The 22,774-nt window shown below is 35.6% G+C and carries 20 protein-coding genes and 2 pseudogenes; 7 read left to right on the top strand and 15 right to left on the bottom strand.

Features of this window, described 5'->3' with window-relative positions; all coding sequences use genetic code 11:
• Nucleotides 1-262 precede the first annotated feature (262 nt).
• From AD60_RS07870 to AD60_RS07885, 5 genes and pseudogenes are all read left to right on the top strand, one after another.
• Complete coding sequence (locus AD60_RS07870) at nucleotides 263-1,300, top strand: ABC transporter permease (RefSeq protein WP_103877213.1); 1,038 nt, start codon at nucleotides 263-265, stop codon at nucleotides 1,298-1,300.
• A 10-nt stretch (nucleotides 1,301-1,310) separates the two neighbouring features.
• Nucleotides 1,311-1,445, top strand: a pseudogene (locus AD60_RS10730) (ABC transporter permease); the annotation flags it as partial.
• Between the two features lie 447 nt (nucleotides 1,446-1,892).
• Nucleotides 1,893-2,636 (top strand): annotated as a pseudogene (locus AD60_RS10735) (ABC transporter permease); the annotation flags it as partial.
• Nucleotides 2,637-2,655: 19 nt separating this feature from the next.
• A complete protein-coding gene (locus AD60_RS07880; protein WP_103877215.1) occupies nucleotides 2,656-3,675 on the top strand; it encodes an ABC transporter ATP-binding protein in 1,020 nt (339 codons plus the stop codon).
• Entirely contained in the window at nucleotides 3,675-4,853 is a 1,179-nt protein-coding gene (locus tag AD60_RS07885) for an ABC transporter ATP-binding protein (protein ID WP_103877216.1), read from the top strand. Before AD60_RS07880 ends, AD60_RS07885 begins: the two co-directional genes overlap by 1 nt.
• Nucleotides 4,854-4,886: 33 nt before the next feature.
• On the opposite strand, the gene AD60_RS07890 is transcribed toward AD60_RS07885, so the two are convergent.
• The 4 genes from AD60_RS07890 to AD60_RS07900 are packed head-to-tail and all read right to left on the bottom strand — an operon-like array spanning nucleotide 4,887 to nucleotide 6,994.
• Entirely contained in the window at nucleotides 4,887-5,342 is a 456-nt protein-coding gene (locus AD60_RS07890; protein ID WP_103877217.1) for a SoxR reducing system RseC family protein, read from the bottom strand.
• Nucleotides 5,314-6,237, bottom strand: coding sequence for a homoserine kinase (gene thrB / locus AD60_RS07895; protein ID WP_103877218.1), 924 nt, complete (start codon nucleotides 6,235-6,237; stop codon nucleotides 5,314-5,316). The genes AD60_RS07890 and thrB overlap by 29 nt, the downstream gene beginning before the upstream one ends.
• A gap of 23 nt (nucleotides 6,238-6,260) precedes the next feature.
• Complete coding sequence (locus tag AD60_RS10210; protein ID WP_158248408.1) at nucleotides 6,261-6,437, bottom strand: hypothetical protein; 177 nt, start codon at nucleotides 6,435-6,437, stop codon at nucleotides 6,261-6,263.
• Nucleotides 6,434-6,994, bottom strand: a complete 561-nt coding sequence (locus AD60_RS07900; protein WP_103877219.1) for an RNA polymerase sigma factor — start codon at nucleotides 6,992-6,994, stop codon at nucleotides 6,434-6,436. Before AD60_RS07900 ends, AD60_RS10210 begins: the two co-directional genes overlap by 4 nt.
• Nucleotides 6,995-7,269: 275 nt before the next feature.
• On the opposite strand from AD60_RS07900, the gene AD60_RS07905 reads away from it, so the two are divergent.
• Nucleotides 7,270-8,565, top strand: a complete 1,296-nt coding sequence (locus AD60_RS07905; RefSeq protein WP_103877220.1) for a Glu/Leu/Phe/Val dehydrogenase — start codon at nucleotides 7,270-7,272, stop codon at nucleotides 8,563-8,565.
• Nucleotides 8,566-8,674: 109 nt separating this feature from the next.
• Nucleotides 8,675-9,115: a hypothetical protein gene (locus AD60_RS07910; protein ID WP_103877221.1), complete on the top strand. Its 441-nt coding sequence runs from the start codon at nucleotides 8,675-8,677 to the stop codon at nucleotides 9,113-9,115.
• Here the strand turns inward: AD60_RS07910 and AD60_RS07915 are convergent.
• The 11 genes from AD60_RS07915 to pheA are packed head-to-tail and all read right to left on the bottom strand — an operon-like array spanning nucleotide 9,104 to nucleotide 22,137.
• A complete protein-coding gene (locus tag AD60_RS07915; protein WP_103877222.1) occupies nucleotides 9,104-10,285 on the bottom strand; it encodes a PLP-dependent aminotransferase family protein in 1,182 nt (393 codons plus the stop codon). The two genes, AD60_RS07910 and AD60_RS07915, sit on opposite strands and share 12 nt — an antisense overlap.
• A gap of 50 nt (nucleotides 10,286-10,335) precedes the next feature.
• Nucleotides 10,336-11,916 carry a citramalate synthase gene (cimA, locus tag AD60_RS07920; RefSeq protein WP_103877223.1) on the bottom strand — a complete coding sequence of 527 codons (1,581 nt, stop codon included), beginning with the start codon at nucleotides 11,914-11,916 and terminating at the stop codon, nucleotides 10,336-10,338.
• A gap of 6 nt (nucleotides 11,917-11,922) precedes the next feature.
• Nucleotides 11,923-12,972: a 3-isopropylmalate dehydrogenase gene (locus AD60_RS07925; RefSeq protein ID WP_103877224.1), complete on the bottom strand. Its 1,050-nt coding sequence runs from the start codon at nucleotides 12,970-12,972 to the stop codon at nucleotides 11,923-11,925.
• Nucleotides 12,973-13,467, bottom strand: a complete 495-nt coding sequence (gene leuD, locus AD60_RS07930; RefSeq protein WP_103877225.1) for a 3-isopropylmalate dehydratase small subunit — start codon at nucleotides 13,465-13,467, stop codon at nucleotides 12,973-12,975.
• On the bottom strand, nucleotides 13,464-14,723 hold the full coding sequence (gene leuC, locus AD60_RS07935) for a 3-isopropylmalate dehydratase large subunit (protein ID WP_103877226.1): 1,260 nt from the start codon (nucleotides 14,721-14,723) through the stop codon (nucleotides 13,464-13,466). Before leuC ends, leuD begins: the two co-directional genes overlap by 4 nt.
• Nucleotides 14,724-14,743: 20 nt before the next feature.
• Entirely contained in the window at nucleotides 14,744-16,276 is a 1,533-nt protein-coding gene (locus tag AD60_RS07940; RefSeq protein WP_103877227.1) for a 2-isopropylmalate synthase, read from the bottom strand.
• 31 nt (nucleotides 16,277-16,307) lie between these two features.
• Nucleotides 16,308-17,300 (bottom strand): ketol-acid reductoisomerase, encoded by a 993-nt coding sequence (gene ilvC, locus AD60_RS07945; protein WP_103877228.1) that lies wholly within the window; start codon nucleotides 17,298-17,300, stop codon nucleotides 16,308-16,310.
• Between the two features lie 20 nt (nucleotides 17,301-17,320).
• Complete coding sequence (gene ilvN / locus AD60_RS07950; protein ID WP_103877229.1) at nucleotides 17,321-17,821, bottom strand: acetolactate synthase small subunit; 501 nt, start codon at nucleotides 17,819-17,821, stop codon at nucleotides 17,321-17,323.
• Nucleotides 17,818-19,527 carry a biosynthetic-type acetolactate synthase large subunit gene (gene ilvB / locus AD60_RS07955; protein WP_103877230.1) on the bottom strand — a complete coding sequence of 570 codons (1,710 nt, stop codon included), beginning with the start codon at nucleotides 19,525-19,527 and terminating at the stop codon, nucleotides 17,818-17,820. The genes ilvN and ilvB overlap by 4 nt, the downstream gene beginning before the upstream one ends.
• A 21-nt stretch (nucleotides 19,528-19,548) precedes the next feature.
• Nucleotides 19,549-21,219 (bottom strand): dihydroxy-acid dehydratase, encoded by a 1,671-nt coding sequence (gene ilvD / locus AD60_RS07960; protein WP_103877231.1) that lies wholly within the window; start codon nucleotides 21,217-21,219, stop codon nucleotides 19,549-19,551.
• Between the two features lie 54 nt (nucleotides 21,220-21,273).
• Nucleotides 21,274-22,137: a prephenate dehydratase gene (pheA, locus tag AD60_RS07965; RefSeq protein WP_166667823.1), complete on the bottom strand. Its 864-nt coding sequence runs from the start codon at nucleotides 22,135-22,137 to the stop codon at nucleotides 21,274-21,276.
• Nucleotides 22,138-22,774: the final 637 nt, after the last annotated feature.

Genomic DNA, 22,774 nt, shown 5'->3' on the forward strand with positions numbered 1-22,774 from the left:
GTTTGTCATTGATTACGCACTTGTTTTACCTCTTTATCAGCCTCAAGGGTTGAGGGTCCATCGCTCTTGGCTAAAAGGATGGATAAATAATCCAATTTGGCCTGGTGATTATTATTATAACTACACCAAAGTTGAGTAATAATTTTGCTAAGATATTGTAAAAAGAAAATTTTTTGTAGTAGAATGAGAAGAGAGGGGGGATCCCCTCTCTTTTTAAGTGATTACTTATTAAGTATATTTAACAGAGCGGAGGTGTTTTCTTTTGACAACATACATTATCAGAAGGTTGTTATTACTCCCTTTGATTATGTTGGGTGTTACTTTGATAGTCTTTTCTATGCAGCAATTACTCGGACCTTTGAAACTTTTATCTACTTATGTTGATCCAAATACTTATGCTAAATTATCCGATCAGGATAAAATCATTTTAATGGAGCAGTATGGTTTGACTGATCCCTTGCCAGTTAGATATGGCAAATGGATTGGGAATTTGCTCAAGGGTGATCTGGGATGGTCTGTGGTAGGGAAAGAACCGGTTATTGATGCTTTATTACATAGATTTCCCTATACTGTAGAATTGGCACTATATGCTCTTTTCCCTATAATAGGAGTTGGTATATGGTTCGGGGTTACTGCAGCAGTCCACCATAATTCATTCATAGATCAAACTATTAGAATATTCGCTTTAATTGGCTGGTCTTTGCCAGATTTTGTTTGGGCAATCATGGTCTTATTGATATTTTATATTGGATTGGGATGGTTTCCACCAGGTAACTTAAGCTTGTGGGCGGATGAAGTTGTAAAAAGTGCCACCTTTAATAACTATACTCGTCTTTTGACTATAGATGCATTAATCAATGGAAGAATCGATGTATTTTGGGATGCTTTAAGACATATTATAGGTCCTATTATTGCTATATCTTGGTTATGGTGGGCTAATCTATTGAGGATAACACGATCTTCGATGTTGGAAGTTCTTAGAAAAGATTACATAAGGACTGCAAGATCAAAAGGGTTGTCAGAACAAGTAGTTATAAACAAACATGCCAGAAGAAATGCTCTAATCCCTGTTGTAACAACCGCAGGTCAAATGGTTATTGGTTTGTTGGCAGGGGTTGTTATAGTAGAGATGGTTTTTGTTAGAACAGGTTTAGGATCCTTCGCGGCAACAGCTGCTCAAACACTTGATTATGCTTCTATAATGGGTGTTTTATTGTTCACTTCTTTTATTCTTATTGTAGGAAATCTTATAATCGATGTATCTTACGCGTTCATCGATCCAAGAATCAGGTTAGGGTGAGGTGAAAATTGTGAATGAAGAAACAAAAAGGGCGTTGAAACGTTTTTTTACTAATCCTTCTGCCATCATTGGTTTTTCTATATTAGTACTTTTCATAATTATTGCAATATTTGCACCAGTAATAGCACCTCCTCATTTACCAAGCGAAAGAAACTTAGAAAGAGCTCGTGAATTAATAAATGCTGATTCAAATATGGATAAAGATTCCATCATTCAAGAGTTTCAAAACTATTGGGAAGACACATATTTTTTTGCTGAAATGGATTATCAAGATATGTCAAATTTGATGGAAAGTGTTGAAAAGTTTGAAGATGGAGAAATCGAAAAAGAAGAGTTAAAATCCGAAATTAAAGAATTAGTTGATATGTATGTTCTAAATATGTCATACTACGAAGATTTTGATGAAGATACTAACGGTGTAATTAGAAGGTTGAGAAATGAATATAAAAACGTAGTTAAAAGGTATGAAAGGTCTTTAAGATTTTCAGAAATGATCAGCAGCCTGCAATCATTCGAAGGGCAAGATTTCAAAAATGAATCCTTAAAAGTTTATGAAACATTAAACAAAGATTTCCTGAACTCAATTGAATTCGATCCCTTCTTGATTCCCAATGTGGTTTCAACATTAGAACCTATACCACCATCGCCTGAGCATCCTTTTGGGGTAGTAAATCAAAAGGATATCTTTTATGGTGTTGTATGGGGAAGTAGAACCGCTTTTCAGATAGGTTTGATAGTAGTTTTAATATCAACTATCATCGGGCTTTTTATAGGTTCAGTTGCTGCCTATTTTGGTGGATGGCTCGAAGAAGTTCTGATGAGAATCACGGATATTTTTATGTCAATACCTTTTATGCTTGCAGCTATGGTTTTAACAACTATTTTAGGGCTTGGAGTTAGAAATATGATGATTGCTTTGATAATTTTTGGTTGGATGGTCACCGCAAGATTGATCAGAGGGAACATACTTCAAGCCAAAAACGAACAGTATGTTATGGCCGCCAAAGCTCTCGGGGTAAGAGATGCGGCAATTATAGTCAAACATATCTTACCTAATACGATATTTCCCGTTTTGATAAATGCTACCATGAGGATTGGATCAATGGTTATCACTGCAGCAGCTTTGAGTTTCTTGGGTTTAGGTGCACCACAAGGATACGCTGATTGGGGATCAATATTATCATATTCCAGAGACTGGATCATTGGGGGTACAAATCCAAGCCAGTACTGGTTCACAATATTGTATCCCGGGGTGGCTATGATTCTTTTTGTCATGGGTTGGAATTTATTGGGGGATGCCCTAAGAGACGTTTTCGATCCAAGAATGAGACGATAAAGTGAGAGGAGGAAGCTTTTTGAAAGATAACAATAGTGAACCTATACTTCGTGTTGATAATTTGCATGTCCACTTTAAGACAGAGGACGGGATAATAAAGGCTGTAAACGGTGCCAGTTTTGAGCTTTACCCTGGGGAAACCTTGGCAATTGTTGGAGAATCTGGTTCAGGTAAAACTGTTACCGCACTAAGCACTATAAGGCTGCTAGACGAAAACGGATGGATCGCTGAAGGAGAAATACAGTACAAAGATATGGATGTTTTGTCTTTATCGTACAATCATCTCAGAAAAATACGAGGTAAAGAGATCTCGATGATTTTCCAAGAGCCTATGACCGCTTTAAACCCAGTCTACACGATTGGCGAACAAATCATGGAATCTCTTGAATTACATCTTAAAATGAATGAAAAAGAAGGTAAAAAAAGAGCGATCGATTTATTAAAAAAAGTTGGTATTCCTGAACCAGAAAGGCGAATCGACCAATACCCTCACGAATTATCTGGTGGAATGAGGCAGAGAGCTATGATCGCTATGGCTTTAGCTTGCAACCCTTCCATACTTATAGCAGATGAGCCAACTACTGCGCTGGATGTTACCATTCAGGCACAGATACTGGAACTCATGAAGGATTTACAAAATGAGTTTAAGATGGCAATAATCTTTATTACACATGATCTTGGAGTAATTGCCGAGATGGCTGATAGGGCGTTAGTTATGTATGGGGGAGAAGTGGTTGAAAGTGGTGAAATCAAAACCATTTTTAAAAGGCCACGTCATCCATATACATGGGGGTTGATGAATTCTATTCCCAGAATAGACAAAGAAGAGGAGAGGTTGCTTTCAATTCCTGGTATAGTTCCAAACCCCTTGAACTTTCCAAAAGGTTGTAAATTTTCAAACAGGTGTTTCTTTGCTGACCAAAAATGCGTAGATGAAGATCCAAACTTGGAAGAAATAGAGCCATGTCATTTTTCCCGTTGTTGGCACATAGATAAATTATTGGAAAATATGAACAAAGTTAAAGAAGGTGAAGTATAGTGCCAAATAGTGACAAAATAATACTAAAGGTTGAAAATTTAAAAAAATATTTTCCTGTTAGAGCAGGTGTATTCAAAAGGATTGTTGCTAACGTATTAGCTGTAGACGATATTAGCTTTGAAATAAAAGAAGGAGAAACTTTGGGGCTTGTTGGAGAATCAGGTTGTGGTAAAAGTACAGCGGGAATGACCATCCTAAGATTATACGAACCAACATATGGACGAATTATAATGGGAGATCAAGACACTACACCTTGGTTTATGAAAAATACCACCATTAATCAGTATGTTAAAAAGATTTATGCAGACAGATTCGAGAAAATGAAAAAAGAATTAGGCTCAGAAGAAGAAGTTATTAAGAATTTGGATAATGAAATAGATAAAAAATACGCACAATTATATTTTCAAAATGGAGTAAGAGAAATAAAAAAAGATTTGTTGTCTAATTTGAACGAAAAAAGAAGAACCTTCAGAAAAAATGCTCAAGTCATTTTTCAAGATCCATATTCTTCTTTAAATCCAAGAATGAGAGTACTGGACATCATAGGAGAAGGTATGAAAGTGAATAAAATGGGTACATCTTCTGAAATCAGAGATAGAGTTGCCAACTTAATGGAAACAGTAGGGTTATCCAAAGATTATGTATATAGATATCCACACCAATTTTCCGGTGGGCAAAGACAAAGAATAGGAATAGCTCGTGCTTTGGCATTGGATCCAAAATTAATCATTTCTGATGAAGCTGTTTCCGCATTAGATGTTTCGATTCAATCTCAAATCATAAATTTAATGGTTGACTTGAAAAATGATTATGGCTTAACGTATGTTTTTATAGCTCACGATTTGGCCGTTGTGAAACACATAAGCGACAGAATAGCGGTTATGTATCTAGGAAAGATAGCTGAATTAACAACGAAAAAAGAGCTCTTTGAAGAGCCTTTACATCCTTATACGGTTTCCTTGATGTCCGCTATTCCCATTCCAGATCCGGAAGTTAAGAAGAAAAGAGTGGTTTTACAAGGCGATGTACCCAGTCCTCTAAATCCACCTTCAGGTTGTAGGTTTCATCCTCGATGCCCAATTGCTAAGGATATTTGTAGCAAAGAAGAACCACCACTTAAAGAAGTTAAACCAGGTCATTATGTGGCTTGCCATTATCCTGGTGAGTTTAAAATTTAAAAGCTTGGGTAAAAACCCAAGCTTTTAAATACTTTAAATTTCTCCTTTTTCGTGCAATTTTAGATCTATTTTTTTCTCCAACTTTTGTAGTATGACCGGTAGATATCTGTCTTTTAATTTTTTTCTATCGTACTGATGAATTAAAAAATAAGTAATTCCCATTCCTAAGACACCTGCCAAGAAAGAGAAGATATCTGAAAAGCCCAAAGTATAGAGAATGGAAATTATAGACAAGAAAATGATTAAAGGAATCCCATAAGCTAAAAAAGAAAGTTTCACTACTGGAACTTCAGGCATTTCTACAATTACTTTATCTCCTTTTTTTACATCGACTTTTTCTGTGTTTTTAGCTTTTAACTTCAACTCGTTTGATCCACCTAATAGAGTACAGCCACCTTTCATTGCACAGCTTTCGCATTCTTGTGTCCTTGTGGTTCTCAAATATACGTAATTATCATCTTTAGCGATAACATCCATTATTTCTCTCATCGTTTAATACCTCCAATCCTTGATGACATATGTCAAAAACTGTTACCGTGTAGCTTTGGTCAAAGTGAGAAAGAAATTGGACGATCTCATTTTCAATATATTTATAATCTCCATCCAAAATTGCCAAGATCGTCGGTCCAGAACCACTCAAGAAATAACCCTTTGTACCTATTTTCATCAATTTAGACGTTATTTCTTCCCAGTGAGGGATAAAGTCTTTACGATATGGTTGATGAATCTTATCTTTTGTAGCTTCTGATAAGTTTTCAAAATTTGACGTTACAAGTGAAGCCACTAGAAGGCCAACTCTACTTATATTAAACACTGCGTCTTCAAGGGGAACACTTTTTGGTAAAAGTGAGCGGGCTTTTTTTGTAGAAAAATGAAAATCAGGGATAATAGCTAATAACTTCAACTGAGTTGGTAAATCGATTTTTACATATTTAACTTCTTTTTCCAACAAGCACCCTACCGTTAATCCTCCAACTAAGGCAGGTAAAATATTATCGGTATGTCCATCCATCGTAGCGGCTAAATATATTATCTCTTCTTTCTTTAAAGGACTATTAAGAAGCGCATTGGCAGCTGCCAGACCTCCAGCTATACACGCCGCACTGCTTCCTAAACCTCTTGCAATAGGTATATTATTAATAAGATTTATGCGAAGACCTTTTGGGTGGAAATCTACTGCGTCAAACAGTCGTTTCATTGCCAGATAAACCAAATTACGTTCATTAGTTTCTATATGTTCTTGATCTTTTACGGGAACGTGAATTTCAAGGCCACCATTAGTTTCTTCGACTTCTATGATATTGTACAATCGTAAAGCTATTCCTAAACTGTCAAATCCTGGTCCTATATTGGCAGTTGTTGCTGGAACTTTTACTCTGATCATTTTTTCAACCCTTTCATAAAGACTTATCCTATATTAAGTTTATTTTTAACATTGTTGATAACAGATTTTTCGCAGGAAAAATATGTCTTAATTATGTTCTTGTATAGATTGATTATTTTCTTACAGTTATCATTTAACTCAGCTTCCTTGATTTTCCCCTCAAAAAAATCGTTCAACAATTCTTCTTCTTTTTCATTCATACGAACTTAGCCTCCTCTATCAATTGTCTCAATTTTTTTCTCGTATAATGTAGCTTACTTTTTACAGTCCCTAAAGGGATTTCCATTATCTCGGCAATTTCATTGTAACTCATACCATCGATATCTCTTAACTTAATCAGTAGTCTTTCCTCCTCGTTAAGTTTTTCCATTATGTTTAAAATCATTTGGTAATCAAGCTCTTCTAGTACTTCATTTTTTACATTGGTATTGGAAATTGCTTGGATATTATGATTTTGATCCGTTTCATCTTCAAAATCCACAGAAGTTTCTTTGCTTCGTTGATATTTGCGAGTATAATTTTTACCAACATTGACAGCTATTCTATAAATCCAAGTAGATAACTTGGAACGGCCTTTAAATCCATTTATCCCTTTAATAATTCGTAGAAACACTTCTTGAAGGGCATCTTCTATTTCATCATGGTTAACGTAATTAATTAAAACCCCGTAAATTTTTGGTGCATACTCTTCGTATAATTTTTTAAACGAATCGGGATTATTTTTTTTAAGGTCTTCTACGAATTTTTCCTCTGTCAATTTGATTCTCTCCCAAAATAATTTGTTCATTTTATTATACCATAAATTGTTAGCAGGACTCTTTGAAAAATTTTTCTTTGAAATTTTTTTCATAGTTGACAAAAATGTAGATAATTGGCTCTAAATTCTTATAATTGCTTCTAATCGTCTATGAGTAGATTTCTTTGGATTTGAAACTTTGAGAAAAAAGGGATAAAATATTTATGTAGGATTGAAAGTGAGATTTTAAAGTTTTAAGAAATATGAAAGCAATAACATAAAGGAGGATTTCAAAGATGGAAGAAACAAAAAAGGTAAGCTTGTACGATAACGCGGTTAAGCAATTCGACAGAGCTGCTAGAATCATGGAATTAGACAGAAATTTAAGAGAAGTATTAATCAAACCTAAGAGAGAACTCACAGTTAATTTCCCGGTGCGTATGGATGATGGGTCAATCAAGGTTTTTACTGGTTATAGGGTACAACACAATGTTTCTAGGGGTCCAGCAAAAGGTGGAATCAGGTACCATCCAGATGTCACATTAGATGAAGTTAAAGCGTTGGCTTTTTGGATGACGTGGAAGTCTGCTGTAGTAGATATACCCTATGGTGGGGCTAAAGGCGGCGTTACAGTGGATCCGCTTAAACTTTCAGATTCAGAATTAGAGAAATTGTCCAGAAGGTTTTTCTCTGAAATTCAAATCATAATAGGTGAAGAGAAAGATATCCCCGCCCCAGATGTAAACACTGATGGTCAAATAATGTCTTGGTGGATGGATACGTATTCGATGAATATCGGACATACTACTTTAGGTATAGTCACAGGTAAGCCTTTAGAGATTGGAGGTTCTGAAGGAAGAACAGAAGCAACGGGAAGAGGAGTAAATATATGTACTGAGGAAGCTGTAAAGTATTTGAGAGAGAAAGGAAAGCTAAATAAAAAAGATGAAGAAATAACCGTTGCTATTCAAGGTTTCGGTAACGTGGGTTCTTACTTAGCTTTGACCCTTACAGAAGAAACTAAATTTAAGCTAGTCGCAATATCTGATTATAGCGGTGGTTTTTATAAAGAGTCTGGTTTCACAGCAGAAGAGATTCGTAAGTTAATGGATAGAACTAGAGGTAGAAAAGCATTGTTATTGGATGTTAACGAAGAAGGTTATAAAGAGATAACCAACGAAGAATTGTTGAAGCTAGATGTAGATGTTTTGGCCCCTTGTGCTTTAGAGAATGCAGTAAATGAAGATAATGCAGATGATATAAGAGCAAAACTTATTGTAGAAGGAGCCAACGGTCCATTAACCCCAGAAGCAGACGACATCTTGTTGTCCAAAAATGTCCTTATAGTACCGGATTTCTTGGCAAATGCTGGTGGAGTGACGGTTTCGTACTTTGAGTGGGTGCAAGGACTTCAGTGGAATTTTTGGGAACTTGAAGATATCAGAAAGGCCCTTCATAAAAAGATGAAGAATGCATTTTGTGATGTTATTCAAACGATGGAAAAGTATGAAATTGATATGAGAACAGCTGCTTATGTGAGAGCCATTGAACGTGTGGCAAACGCTACAAAGTTAAGAGGAATCTATCCCTGATAAGAAATAACAAAATATACCCCTTCCTTAATTATTTAGGAAGGGGTAATTTTTTGGTTACTTTGTTTAAGTAAAATAGAACGAGTTTATTTAATAAAGGAGTGGAAAAATGGCTTTTACATTAATTTCGGTATTTATAAACTCTACAATTGGTTTTTTTCTGGTTGATATGTTGTATTGGATTTTTTCACTAGTAATCTTAGGTATTATAATGTACATTTCCTGGAGAAAAAATATGTACAGCAAATTGGGTAACTTTATTTTATTAGTAGGGATTTTATTTTCTTTTTTTGGTTATCTAAATAATTTTGATCCATCTTATTTTTATTTGTTAATTAACCTGTCCGCCTTTTTTGCTGTTCTTTATACGGCTTTTAACAAAAAAATATTGATTATCTTATCTTGGTTGTTAAATGGTTTTTCTCTGGGATACATCATCGCATCTTTGAGAAACTTAAATTTAGGCATTATATTTGGTATAATTATTTTCCTTATTGGATTAAGAGATGCGTTTTTGCCTAAAAAGTTTGATGACCATTTAAATAATTAACTCCTGTATTGCAGAGGTTAACCTTTTTATACCCTCTTCGATGCTTTTTTCATTTGCACAGGAATAATTTAATCTCAAGGTATTTACATTTTTTTTATCAATGTAAAAAGGGTCTCCGGGGACGAAGGCAACCTTTTTTTCAATAGCTTTGTCAAACAACTGAAGAGCAGAAATGTTGTTTGGTAAAGTTATCCATAGAAACATTCCACCTTGTGGATCTGTATACTCTACGTTTTTGGGGAAATATTTTTTGATACTTTTTATCATGGAATTTTTTTGACTGCCATACCTCATTTTTATGTTTATTATATGTTTGTCTAGGTCGTTCTCTTTCAAGAACTGGTATAGTATTCTTTGCCCTACGTAATTAGAATGAAGATCAGCACCTTGCTTAGCGGTTACAAGATTCTCCAACACATCTTCAGGAGCCACCACCCAGCCTAGTCTAAATCCTGGGGCAACAATTTTTGAAAATGATCCTAAAAGTATCGTTTGTTCAGGTATCAATTTTTTGAATGAAACATTATCTTCTCCTTCAAATCTTAACTCTCCATATGGGTCATCTTCGATAAGGTAAATATTGTGATTTTTCAATATTTCAGCTATCTTTTCTCTATTTTTATTTGTATAAGTGATTCCCGAAGGATTTTGAAAATTTGGGACGGTGTACAGTAATTTTGGTGAAAACTCTTCCAAAACATCTTTTAATTCCACTAAATCGAGTCCTTCTGGACATAGTTTAACTGGTTTAAAATTCTTGGTGTATACCGATAATGCCTGTATAGCTCCTAAATAGCCAGGTTCTTCAATTGCAATAAAATCATCTTCGTTCAAAAATAATTTTCCAAGTAAGTCAAGGGCTTGTTGAGATCCATGAGTTATTAAAACATCGTCTTTTGTTATGTTTAAACCTTTCTTTTCATTGTATCTATTGGCAATAAATTCTCTTAAAGGTGGGTATCCTTCTGTGGTACTGTACTGTAGTATCTCTTTACCGTGATTATCAAACTGATAAACAGCTGCAGTTTTTATCTCTTCTATTGGAAATAAATCGGCGTTCGGTAAACCGCCGGCGAATGAAATTATTTCCGGATCATCTATTACCTTAAGTATCTCTCTTATAAAAGAACGTGGTACGTTTTTCATACGATTAGAGTATATATTTTCCATTTTTTCTCTCCTTCTGGGAAGTTTTTATCACAATTGGCCCTGTTATCCTTTTAATGTTCTTTAACGGGTGAAAAATTATCTACAAACAATCCATATTCTACACTGTCTAACAAAGCTTTCCAACTCGCCTGAATTATGTTAGTTGAAACACCCACAGTAGTCCAAGTTTTATCGGTGTCTGAAGTTTCTATTAAGACCCGCACCTTCGCGGCAGTTCCAGAAGTACTGTCTAACACCCTTACTTTGTAATCTATCAATTTCATGTTCTTCAGTGAAGGGAAAAAGTTTTGCAAGGCTTTTCTTAACGCCATATCTAAAGCATTAACAGGGCCGTCGCCTTCAGCAACGGCATGGACCGTTTCACCATTTATTTTTAATTTGACAATCGCTTCTGTTCCTGTGCCTTCGATAAAATTGTAATGAAGAATGTTGAAATTCTCCACTTGAAAATTTGGGGCATAGTCAAAAAATTCTCTTAATACTAAGAGTTTTAAAGAAGCGTCAGCACCTTCAAATTGATATCCATCATGCTCATATTCCTTTATCTTTGATGTTAACTTTTTGAACTGTTCTTCAGAAAATTGAGTAATATCAAAGCCTAATTCTTCTAGTTTTGATTTTAAATTACTTTTTCCTGATAACTCTGAAACTAATATTCTTCTAGTGTTTCCCACCCATTCTGGAGATATGTGTTCATAAGTGTGAGGATTTTTAAGAATGGCGCTAACATGGACACCCCCTTTATGTGTGAAGGCGCTTCTTCCTACATAAGGTTTCCTGTTGTCAGGAGTTAAATTAGCAATTTCAGTTACGTAATTATAAAGTGAGGTTGTTTTTTCTACATTTATTTTTGGTAATTTAAACCCGTATTTAAACTTCAAGTTAGGTATTATAATACAAAGATCTGCATTACCGCATCTTTCCCCCAGACCTCCCACCGTTCCTTGTATTTGTTCAATTCCCTCTTCAATAGCTGTAAGAGAATTGGCTACAGCAAAACCGGAATCATTGTGAGCATGAATGCCTAAAGGTATTTTTATTTTTTCTTTTACCGTTTCTATTGCTTCTTTGACCTTTGAAGGTGTTTGCCCTCCGTTTGTGTCACACAAAACAGCAATTGAAGCACCAGAGTTTTGTGCAACTTCTAAGGTTTTAATGGCATATTTTTGATTATGGTTAAAACCATCAAAAAAGTGTTCGGCATCGAAAAATACCTCTAACCCTTCTCGTTTTAAGAAAGTTATCGTATCTTCTATAAGTTTTAGGTTATCATCAAGAGAAATGCCCAATGCTTGAGAAACATGGAAATCCCAACTTTTTGCAAATATAGTAACTATTTTTGCCCCAGAAGAAACCAATTTTAATATATTTGGATCATCTTCTGCCTTTGTTCCATACCTTTTTGTAGAACTAAAGGCAACTATTTCACTATTTTTAAATGATATATTTTGAACTTTTTTAAAGAATTCTTCATCTTTAGGATTAGACCCTGGCCAACCACCTTCGATGTAGTCTATTCCGTACTCATCTAGTTTTTTAGCTATTTTTAATTTATCTTCCACAGTTAGAGAAACATTCTCACCCTGGGTTCCATCTCTTAAAGTGGTATCAAATAATTTAGGTTCTTCCAATTTGGTTCACCCTCTTTTTAAGATTTTGACAATTTCGTCTCCTACTTCACCGGTGCTTAAATTCCCCCCCATGTCTTTAGAAAGTAAGTTTTCATCGATAGATATCTTAATCGCACCTTCAATTTTATCTGATAAGTCTTTTCTTCCTAGATATTCCAACATCATCGCGGCGGCTAAAATCGCAGCAAGGGGATTTGCAATACCTTTACCAGCAATATCTGGGGCTGAACCATGAACAGGTTCAAACATGGAAACGGTATTCGGATTTATATTTCCTGAGGCAGCTAATCCCATTCCTCCCTGGAGTTCTGCACCCAGATCTGTAATGATATCTCCAAACATATTGCAGGTTACTATTACATCGAAAATTTCTGGATTTCGTACCATTTTCATCGTTATAGCATCTACATAGTAATGATCAGTCTGAACTTCGGGATATTCTTTCTTTAACTCTTCAAATACTCTCAACCATAGTCCGTGAGAATAAGTTAGTACATTACTTTTATCACAAAGAGTTAGTTTACCATTGATATTTTTTGCATACTCAAAAGCATAACGGATGATTCGTTCTACACCTTTTCTAGTAGAAATCATCTCTTGTATTGCTACTTCGTCTTGAGTATCTTTTTTTAAAATTCCACCAATACCTGCATAAAGTCCTTCTGTGTTTTCTCTTATTACTGTAAAATTGATCTCATTAACACCCTTCTTCTTCAAAGGAGAAAACCTGTCGTTTAGTAGTTTTATAGGTCTTAAATTGACGTATTGATCAAAATGAAATCGTAATTTTAATAGTATCCCATGCTCTAAGATCCCCGCTGGTACACGTGGATCCCCCACAGCCCCTAAATATATAGCGTCGAATGTTTCTAATCTTTTCAATATGGAATCTGGAATCAATTCTCCATATTTTAGAAATCGTTCGGCTCCAATATCGAACTCTTCAAATTTGAGGTTCAAACTATACTTTTCCCCCATAAAATTTAATACTTTAAGCCCTTCATTGATTACTTCCTTACCAATTCCATCTCCAGGTAGAACGGCTATAGACGGCATTTATTGAGTGACCTCCTTCTTGATCTTCTCTATCAAACCACCGGAAGATATTATTTCTTGAAGAAATTTTGGGTATTTTTCTGAATAATATTCTTTATTGTTTTTTAGATCCTTGATGATACCATTGTCCAAGTCTATTTCAATTTCCGAACCATCTTCAATGTTATGGGAAGCCTCTTTGGAAATAAGTATAGGTAAGCCAATATTTATAGCGTTACGATAAAAAATCCTTGCAAAACTTTCTGCTATGACACAAGAAACACCAGCCGTCTTAATCGATAATGGAGCGTGTTCGCGAGAACTTCCTGAACCAAAGTTCCTCCCAGCGACTATAATATCTCCTTTTTTTACTTTTTTTACGAACTCTTTATCTATATCTTCCATGCAATGTTGTGCCAATATTTCTGGTTCTGGATTGTTTAAATATCTAGCTGGTATAATAACATCTGTATCAACGTTGTCACCGTATTTGAAAACTCTCCCTCTGAATTTCACCTTATAACCTCCTCAGGATGAGTAATGTATCCACTAATGGCAGAAGCTGCAGCTACCGCAGGATTGGATAAATAAACTTCACTTTCTGGATGCCCCATCCTTCCAACAAAATTTCTGTTAGTTGTAGATATCGCCTTCTCGCCTTTTGCCAAAACTCCCATATGGCCACCAAGGCAAGGTCCGCATGTTGGTGTACTTACAGCAGCTCCAGCTTCAATGAATATTTCGATTAAGCCTTCTTTTAGTGCCTGCATGTATATATCTTGGGTGCCAGGAAAAATAATGCACCTTACATTTGGGCTGATTTTTTGTCCCTTAAGTACTTGAGCAGCAATTCTTAAGTCTTCTATTCTTCCGTTGGTGCAAGAACCTATTACAGATTGATCAATTTTTATCCCCTTTGCTTCATGAACCGGTTTGGTGTTTTCAGGCAAGTGTGGAAATGCAACTTGTGGGTCTATATTTGAAACATCGTATTCGATAACCTCTTTATAAGTGGCATTGGGATCGCTATTTACTGGTGTATACTCTCTTACTGCCCTTTCTATCAAGTAATTCTTGGTTTTTTCATCGTATTCAAATAAACCACATTTTGCCCCTGCTTCAATAGCCATATTTGCCATAGCCATTCTCGAATCAATAGAAAGATCTTTGATCGTATCTCCAGTAAATTCAATAGAATTATACAGTGCTCCATCTACTCCAATATCCCCAATCGTGTAGAGTATTAAATCCTTTCCAGTGACCCATGGGTTTAGCTTGCCTTTGTATACAATCTTTATACTTTCTGGAACTCGGAACCATAAGTAACCAGTAGCCATCGCTGCAGCCATGTCGGTGCTTCCAACACCTGTACCTAAACAGTTAAGTGCTCCATAGGTACATGTATGGGAATCTGCTCCTATAACGATCTCACCAGGCAAGGCTAGTCCCTTTTCTGGTATTAAGCAGTGTTCAATCCCCATCTTACCTATCTCAAAATAATTAAGAATATTCATCTCTTTTGCGAAATTTCTTATAAGCAAAGCATTTTGTGCAGATTTTATGTCTTTGTTTGGAGTAAAGTGATCTGGAACTATTGCAACCCTTTCATTATCAAATACTTGAGATAACCCTATTTTTCTAAATTCATTTATGGCAACAGGAGTTGTTACATCGTTCCCAAGTACCAGATCTACTCTTGCATTAACAATTTCCCCGGGTTTTACCTTACTTTTATTTGAATGAGACGCAAGAATCTTCTCTACAATAGTCATTTCTTTTTATCCTCACTTTGTCATTTTTTTGTAGTTTGAAGTTTTTTAGCCATATATTTATTTAATGCATTTAGATAAGCCAAAGTACTTGCTTGGGTAATATCTGTTTCAACAGAATGGCCAACATACACTTCGTCTTCAATTTGGAGTTTAACAGTTGTTTCTCCTAAGGCATCGGTCCCCTCTGTAACGCCTTCTATCTTATACGAAATCAAAGTGATATTTTCTTCTCCAACTATTTCGTTTATTGCCTTAAATATTGCATCTATTGGCCCATCTCCACTACAAGCAGCTTTTTCTATCAACTCTTCACCTCTTGTTATCTTGATAGTTGCCGTTGGTAGTGTAGTGTTTCCAGTAGTTACGGATAAATATTTGAGTTTGAAATAATCCTCAGTTTTATATAATTCATCGTTGATCAATGCTTCAACATCAAGTGAATTCAAATTCTTTTTTTTACTGGCTAGATCTTTAAATTTGAGGAATAGTTTTTCAAAGGTTTCTTCATCCACAGTGTAGCCAGATGATGTCAAAAACTCTTTTAAAGCATGTCTTCCTGAATGTTTTCCTAAAATTAGTTTGTTTGAATTTAGCCCTATACTTTCTGCTTTCATTATTTCATAAGTAGTTCTTTCTTTGATAACGCCATCTTGATGAATACCGGATTCATGTGCAAAGGCATTTTTACCTACTATTGCTTTATTAGGTTGAACAACCATTCCAGTGAATTGTGAAACCATGTTGCTTAGTTTCAAAATCTTAGTTGTATCCTGCGTTACGACTAAATCTTCAAAATAATCTTTTCTAGTAACTAACGCCATTAAAACTTCTTCTAAGGCTGCGTTGCCTGCCCTTTCTCCTATTCCGTTAACTGCTACCTCAGCCTGATCAGCACCTTCTTTCAGAGCAGCAAGAGTATTAGCAGTTGCCATTCCTAAATCGTTGTGGCAGTGTACGCTTAATTCAATTTTGTCAATGTTTCTTGTATTTTCTTTTATCTTTTTAATAAATTCTCCAAATTCTTGTGGAATTACATATCCCACAGTATCAGGCACGTTAATTACCGAGGCACCAGCTTCGATGACTTTTTCAAAGAGTTTGTACAAAAATTCTAACTCACTTCTCGAAGCATCTTCTGCGGAAAATTCCACATTATTGGTATATTTTGCTGCATATTTTACTGCCTCGAGGGCTCTTTCCATAACTTGTTCTTCACTCATTTTTAACTTGTATTTCATGTGAATAGGAGAGGTAGCAATGAACACATGTATCCTTGGTTGCTCTGCCTCTTTTAGTGCTTCCCAAGCACAATCGATATCTTTGTAATTCGCCCTTGCTAAAGCTGCAATCTCAACATCTCTAATTTTTTGAGCGATGTTTTTTACACTTTCAAAATCACTACTCGAAGAAATAGGAAAACCAGCCTCTATTACATCAACTTTTAACAAAGAAAGGTGTTCAGCTATTGCCAGCTTCTCGTCCATTGTCAAACTTACACCTGGAGATTGTTCACCGTCTCTCAATGTAGTATCAAAGATTTTTATTTTTCTCAAATTTGTTCACACTCCTACTTCATTAGATTTTCTAACTTTCGATCCAAGGCATCATAGCTCTCAACTTCTCTCCCACTTGTTCTAAAAGAGAATTATTGTCTTTTTCAGTTAAAGCGTTGAAAACAGGTCTATTAGCTTTGTTTTCTAAGATCCAGCCCTTTGCAAAATTCCCATTCTGTATGTTTGCAAGTACCTCTTTCATGGTTTCTTTAACCTTATTATCTATAATTTTTGGCCCAACGGTAAGATCCCCGTATTGTGCGGTGTCACTTATGGAGTATCTCATCTTTTTTAATCCGCCTTCATACAAAAGATCAACGATTAATTTAAGTTCGTTCAAACATTCAAAATAGGCTATTTCTGGTTGATACCCAGCTTCAACGAGTGTTTCAAAACCTGCCTTGATGAGTGATGTAGTTCCACCACATAAGACCGCTTGTTCTCCAAATAGATCCGTTTCTGTTTCCTCTTTGAAAGTTGTTTTGATGACACCTGCTCGTGTACAACCTATTCCTTTGGCGTAAGATAAACCCAACTCTTTTGCTTTTCCTGAAAAATTTTGGTGAACAGCTAATAATCCTGGAACCCCTTTGCCTTCTAAATACATTCTTCTGACTAAATGGCCAGGACTTTTAGGAGCAACCATGAATACATCAATGTTTTTTGGAGGCACAATTTGTCCAAAATGGATATTAAAACCATGAGAAAACCCAAGTGCATTACCCTCGCCTAAGTTGGGTTCTATGTCTTTTTTGTACACCTCACTCTGAACTTCATCAGGGATCAATACTTGAATAATATCTCCTTTTTTAACTGCTTCAGATGTTTCGTATACTTCAAAACCATCGTTTTGGGCAGTTTCTTTGCTTTTACTATCTTTCTTCAAACCTATAATTACTTTTAATCCGCTATCTTTAAGATTTTGTGCCTGAGCATGACCCTGACTTCCATAACCCAAAACCGCAATAGTTTTTCCCTTCAATAAACCTAAGTCTGCATCCTTTTCATAGAATGTTTCCACCATACACTATCACTCCTTAATTTTTATGAATTTGTCAAAACGTTGTTGTTCATTTCTCTATCTAAAGCTACAATCCCTGTTCTCACGACTTCTTTAATGCCAAAATCCTTCATTATTTCGATAAAGGCATTTATTTTATTTTCATCCCCCGTAATTTCAACTGTTATTGTGTCAAGGGAAAAATCGACAACCTTACCCCTAAAAACGTCGACCGCCTGAATAACTTGGCTTCTTTGATTTTTTCCACAATTTACCTTAATTATCGCCATATCCCTCTCTATCATATTGCTTTGATTCAATTCAGTGATCTTTATAACATCTATCAGTTTGTAAAGCTGTTTTTTCACTTGTTCTAATGTATCGGTGTTTCCTTGGACAACTATCGTCATCCGCGAATACTCCGGTAATTCTGTCTCCCCTACATTTAAACTCAGTATGTTAAAATTTCTCCTACTGAATAGACCAGATATTCTTGCCAAAACTGCAGGTTGATTATTCACTGTTACTGATAAGATGTGTCTCATGCAACCTCCCCCTGTTTTTCCTTTTCTCTCTTTTTCTTTTTTAGTTCCAACATCTCATTAATCGATGCTCCTTCTGGAACCATTGGGAATACGTTCTCATCTTGAGGAATGATGACGTCCAGTAAAACTGGGCCGTTGTAATTCAAAACCTCTTTCAAAGCCATCTCTACATCGTTTGATTGATCGATTCTTAACGATTTTATTCCATAAGCCTGAGCCAATTTAACGAAATCTGGATTTTCAAGTATAGTGGAGGAATATCTTTCATCAAAAAATAACTCTTGCCACTGTCTTACCATCCCTAAGGTTCCGTTGTTTAAAATGATTATTTTCACGGGGAGCCTGTTAGAACTTATTGTAGCCAACTCCTGGAGATTCATTTGAAAACTTCCGTCACCAGATATGTTGATAACCGTTTTATCGGGATTACCTACTTGAACACCCATACTGGCTGGTAAACCATATCCCATAGTTCCAAGGCCTCCTGAGGTTATGAATGACCTAGGTTTCGAAAAATGAAAGTATTGGGCTGCCCACATTTGATTTTGACCAACTTCTGTTACTATTACAGTATTTTCATCACACAATTCATCCAATTTTTCAATCAAGTATTGTGGCTTAATACTGTTATCATCGTATTCGTAGTTAAGCGGAAATCGTCTTTTCCATTCTTTTATTTTTTCTAGCCATTCTTTTCTTTCGATCGTCTTTATCAACGGAATTAATTTATCTAATACGTTTTTTGCGTTACCAACAATGGGAATATCAACTTTGACGTTTTTATTTACTTCAGCTGGATCGATATCTATATGAATGATCTTTGCATATGGAGCAAACGTTTCCAACTTCCCTGTTACCCTGTCATCAAAGCGTACTCCAATTCCTATTATCAAATCTGCTTCAGATATAGCGTAGTTGGCATAAATTGTGCCGTGCATTCCTAGCATCTTTAGAGAAAGCTCATGATCTTCTGGAAAAGTCCCAAGACCCATAAGAGATGTAACTACTGGTATCCTTCCCTTTATTGCCATATTTGTCAGTTGTTCTGAGGCATTAGAATTTATAACTCCTCCACCAGCAAAGATAACCGGCCTTTCTGATGTATTAATTGCCTCGGCAGCCAATTTAATTTGCACGTAGTTACCTTCGTATGTAGGCTGATATCCTGGGAGATTAACGCTTTGAGGATACATGAAATCAGCGTGAGATTTAAGAACATCCACTGGTAAATCTACCAATACTGGACCTGGTCTACCAGTTCTGGCTATGTAAAAAGCTTCTTTTATAGTCTTGGCTAAATCCTTTACATTAGTTACCAAATAATTGTGCTTAGTAACAGGCAAAGTGATTCCTCTTATGTCTATTTCTTGGAATGAGTCTGTACCTATTAGGCTCGTCGGAGCTTGACCTGTAAAAGCTACAACCGGTACGGAATCCATGTATGCAGTTGCTAGTCCGGTAACTAGGTTAGTAGCTCCAGGCCCAGAAGTGGCTATACACACTCCAACTTTTCCCGTACTCCTTGCATAACCGTCTGCAGCATGTGCAGCGCCTTGTTCATGACGAACTAATATATGTTTTATTGGTGCATCGTAGAGTTCATCATAAAGTGGAATAACCTTCCCTCCTGGATATCCGAATACAACTTCAACCTTCTCTCTCAAAAGAGATTCAACGAATATTCTTGCCCCGGAATGAATAGGCATAAAATCACCTCTCTAATTTTTTTATTCTAAAAACGCCCCTTTATCCGCTGATTGTACAAACCTGCTGTACCTATCTAAATACCCATTTGTTTTTGGAAGTAGCGGTTTAAAAGTATTTAATCTTGCTTGTAATTCTTCTTCTGAGATTTTTAAATTTAGAGTCTTTTCTGGTATGTTTATCGATACTATATCCCCATCCCTTACAACCCCTATTGGCCCTCCTGCTGCAGCTTCGGGGGATACATGACCTATTGCAGAACCGCGTGTTGCTCCTGAGAATCTACCATCGGTGATCAGGGCAACCTTCTTATCCAATCCCATACCAGCTAATGCAGAAGTAGGTGCTAACATCTCTCTCATACCTGGTCCTCCCTTTGGACCTTCGTATAGGATAACTACTACATCTCCTTCTTTAATTTTTCCCCCATAAATAGCTTTGATAGCTTCTTCTTCTTTGTTGAAGACCTTTGCAGGTCCTTCATGTACCAACATCTCAACCGATACAGCTATTTGTTTAACAATTGCCCCATTGGGAGCTATGTTACCTTTCAAAACAGCTAATCCTCCGTCTTTATGATACGGATTATCTATCGGCCTTATCACTTCATGATTGACATAACTAACGGTTTTAAGGTTTTCACCTAAGGTTTTCCCTGTTACGGTCAAACAATCTAGATGGAGCAAATTCTTTTTGGACAATTCCTTAAGTACAGCAGGAACACCTCCAGCGTAGTGTAAATCTTCAATGTGATGAATTCCTGCAGGTGTTAAACTACATAGGTGTGGAGTTTTTGAACTAATTTTGTTAATAATATCTATGTCAAAGTCGATTCCTGCTTCGTGAACGATTGCCGGTAAATGTAAAGCCGTGTTGGTAGAACAACCTAGAGCCATGTCTAGAGTAAAGGCGTTTTCTACAGTTTTTTCGGTGAATATATCCAAAGGTTTAATATCTTTAGCTACTAACTCCATTATTTTTTCTCCACTTTTTGTTGCCAAAGCCCTCCTACTAGAAAAAACTGCCGGAATCGTCCCATTTCCCGGCAGCGCAAGTCCTAAAACCTCTGTTAGGCAATTCATTGAATTGGCAGTAAACATCCCCGCACAAGACCCGTACCCAGGACAGGCAGTCATTTCCATTTCACTTAACTCTTCATGAGAAATCTTATTGGCGACTCTCGCACCAACAGCTTCAAACATATCGTGTAAATCGATTTTTCTTCCTCTGTAATTTCCCGCAAGCATTGGACCACCACTTACAACTATCGCGGGAATATTTAATCTCAAAGCGGCCATTAGCATTCCTGGAACGATCTTATCGCAGTTGGGAATAAGAACCAATCCATCGAATTTGTAGGCTCTAGCTACAGATTCTATAGAATCGGCAATCAGCTCTCTACTCGGTAATGAATAATTCATACCGCTGTGTCCCATAGCGATACCATCACAGATTCCTATTGTTGAAAAAGCTAAAGGCAAACCTCCAGCTGCGTATACGCCATTTTTTACACTCTCACATATTTCATTCAAATGTTTGTGTCCTGGTATTATATCGTTCGCAGAGTTAGCTATACCTATTATAGGTTTATCGATCTCTTCTTTTGTCAACCCTAAGGCATAAAGTAAAGAACGATGTGGAGCTTTTGATACTCCTTTTTTAATTTCGTCGCTTCTTTGTTTATTATCGCTCATATAATCCTCCCTTTTCATAATGTTTAAAAATATTAAAACAATCCCCGGTAGAATTCATTCCCGCTCTTTCCACTTTGGATAACTTCCAAGAATTTTAAAGAAAGAACTCATTTTTTCTAATTTAACTAATGCTGTTTTTACATCTTTATCTTCTTTATAACCTTCAAAATCTATATAAAAAGAGTATTCACCTAATTGCTTTTTGGTTGGTCGAGACTCGATTCTTGTTAGATTTATGTTCTTTTCTTTGAAGGTTTTTAACATATTGTACAGAACCCCAGGTTCATTGTGCTTTGGAGAACATATTATCGAGGTTTTGTAATTTTGTTCTGGATCTTCAAACTTAGTAAAGTTATCTGAATGTGCAATCACAAAAAAACGAGTTGAATTACTTTTTGAGTCTTGAATATCTCTAGCTAAAACCTTTAAATTATAGATATTAACAATATTTTCCGAACCTATAGCCGCACTCCCTGGCACGTCTTTTATTATTTCACATGCATTTGCGGTACTTGCGGTAAATATAATTTCAGGATTATTCAATCTATTTTTTATAAACTTACTACATTGTCCAATAGCTTGTTGATGAGAAAAGAGCTTTTTAATTTGTGTTAACTCTAAACTTTCATAAGATAGAAGAAAATGCTTAATTGGTACAACACACTCTCCCACTACCTGAATATCTGATTTCTCGAATAAAAGATCCATTGTAATATTCACAGAACCTTCTACAGAATTTTCAATAGGTACAACTCCAAAATCTACTTCTTTGTTTTGAACCATTTCAAAAACATCCGAAATAGATTGTAATGGAATCAAAGAAACATTTTTACTAAAATATTTCCCCACGGCAATTTCACTATAAGTCCCTTTTGGCCCTAAATAACTACATTTTTTGAAAGTCCGATATTCTTTCAAGTCATCTAACTCCTTGAATTCAAAAAATATTACGAAAATATTTTCATAATTGCCAACAAATGAAAAAAAATTCATTTTTCCTAATTATTGGTAACTATTTAGATTTAGAGTAAATTATTAGCGATTATACACTAAAATCTCCGTTTTTGCAAGATTTGAAAAAAATTTCATTAAAAGTCCTTTTAATTCTTTCTTTTGTGGGTTTTAGAAAAATAAGATTAAAAACGTCCAATTTAATTTAATCTAAAATTTACTTAAGACAAATAAAAAAGTTACTTTTTCATTTCTAAAAAAATACTACAGGAAGAAATGATAGGCGGCAAAAATGGTACAATTTTACCCACTTCAGAAATAGGTAGAAACAACGATTAACGAAAGGTAAAGTAAGTTAAAGCAAGAAGAAAAAGAACTAAAATATTGGATAATTATCCAAAATGCTCTTTGAAAATCGAAGTAATTCTTCAAAAAATTGAAAAGTAATTAGAATTGAAGAATTTTTGGGAAAAATACTCATGAAAGAAGTACGGTTGAAGACAGGCTCACGCCCACCAAGGAGTAACCGTTCATTTGGGAAGTATTGAAAAGGTTTTAAACTTTCTAAAGAAACAAGCTAAGAAGCTGTTTCATACATAAGCGT

The sequence above is a fragment of the Petrotoga sp. SL27 genome (genome assembly GCF_002924605.1).
GTDB lineage: Bacteria > Thermotogota > Thermotogae > Petrotogales > Petrotogaceae > Petrotoga > Petrotoga sibirica.

Excerpts from the sequence above, each read along its gene's own strand:
- AD60_RS07905 (WP_103877220.1), top strand. The coding sequence starts at position 7,270 with ATGGAAGAAACAAAAAAGGTAAGCTTGTACGATAACGCGGTTAAGCAA.
- leuC (WP_103877226.1), bottom strand. The coding sequence starts at position 14,723 with ATGACTATTGTAGAGAAGATTCTTGCGTCTCATTCAAATAAAAGTAAG.
- AD60_RS07925 (WP_103877224.1), bottom strand. The coding sequence starts at position 12,972 with ATGCCGTCTATAGCCGTTCTACCTGGAGATGGAATTGGTAAGGAAGTA.
- ilvD (WP_103877231.1), bottom strand. The coding sequence starts at position 21,219 with ATGAGCGATAATAAACAAAGAAGCGACGAAATTAAAAAAGGAGTATCA.
- ilvB (WP_103877230.1), bottom strand. The coding sequence starts at position 19,527 with ATGCCTATTCATTCCGGGGCAAGAATATTCGTTGAATCTCTTTTGAGA.
- AD60_RS10210 (WP_158248408.1), bottom strand. The coding sequence starts at position 6,437 with ATGAATGAAAAAGAAGAAGAATTGTTGAACGATTTTTTTGAGGGGAAA.
- AD60_RS07915 (WP_103877222.1), bottom strand. The coding sequence starts at position 10,285 with ATGGAAAATATATACTCTAATCGTATGAAAAACGTACCACGTTCTTTT.
- AD60_RS07890 (WP_103877217.1), bottom strand. The coding sequence starts at position 5,342 with ATGAGAGAAATAATGGATGTTATCGCTAAAGATGATAATTACGTATAT.
- ilvN (WP_103877229.1), bottom strand. The coding sequence starts at position 17,821 with ATGAGACACATCTTATCAGTAACAGTGAATAATCAACCTGCAGTTTTG.
- ilvC (WP_103877228.1), bottom strand. The coding sequence starts at position 17,300 with ATGGTGGAAACATTCTATGAAAAGGATGCAGACTTAGGTTTATTGAAG.
- thrB (WP_103877218.1), bottom strand. The coding sequence starts at position 6,237 with ATGATCAGAGTAAAAGTTCCAGCAACAACTGCCAATATAGGACCAGGA.
- AD60_RS07910 (WP_103877221.1), top strand. The coding sequence starts at position 8,675 with ATGGCTTTTACATTAATTTCGGTATTTATAAACTCTACAATTGGTTTT.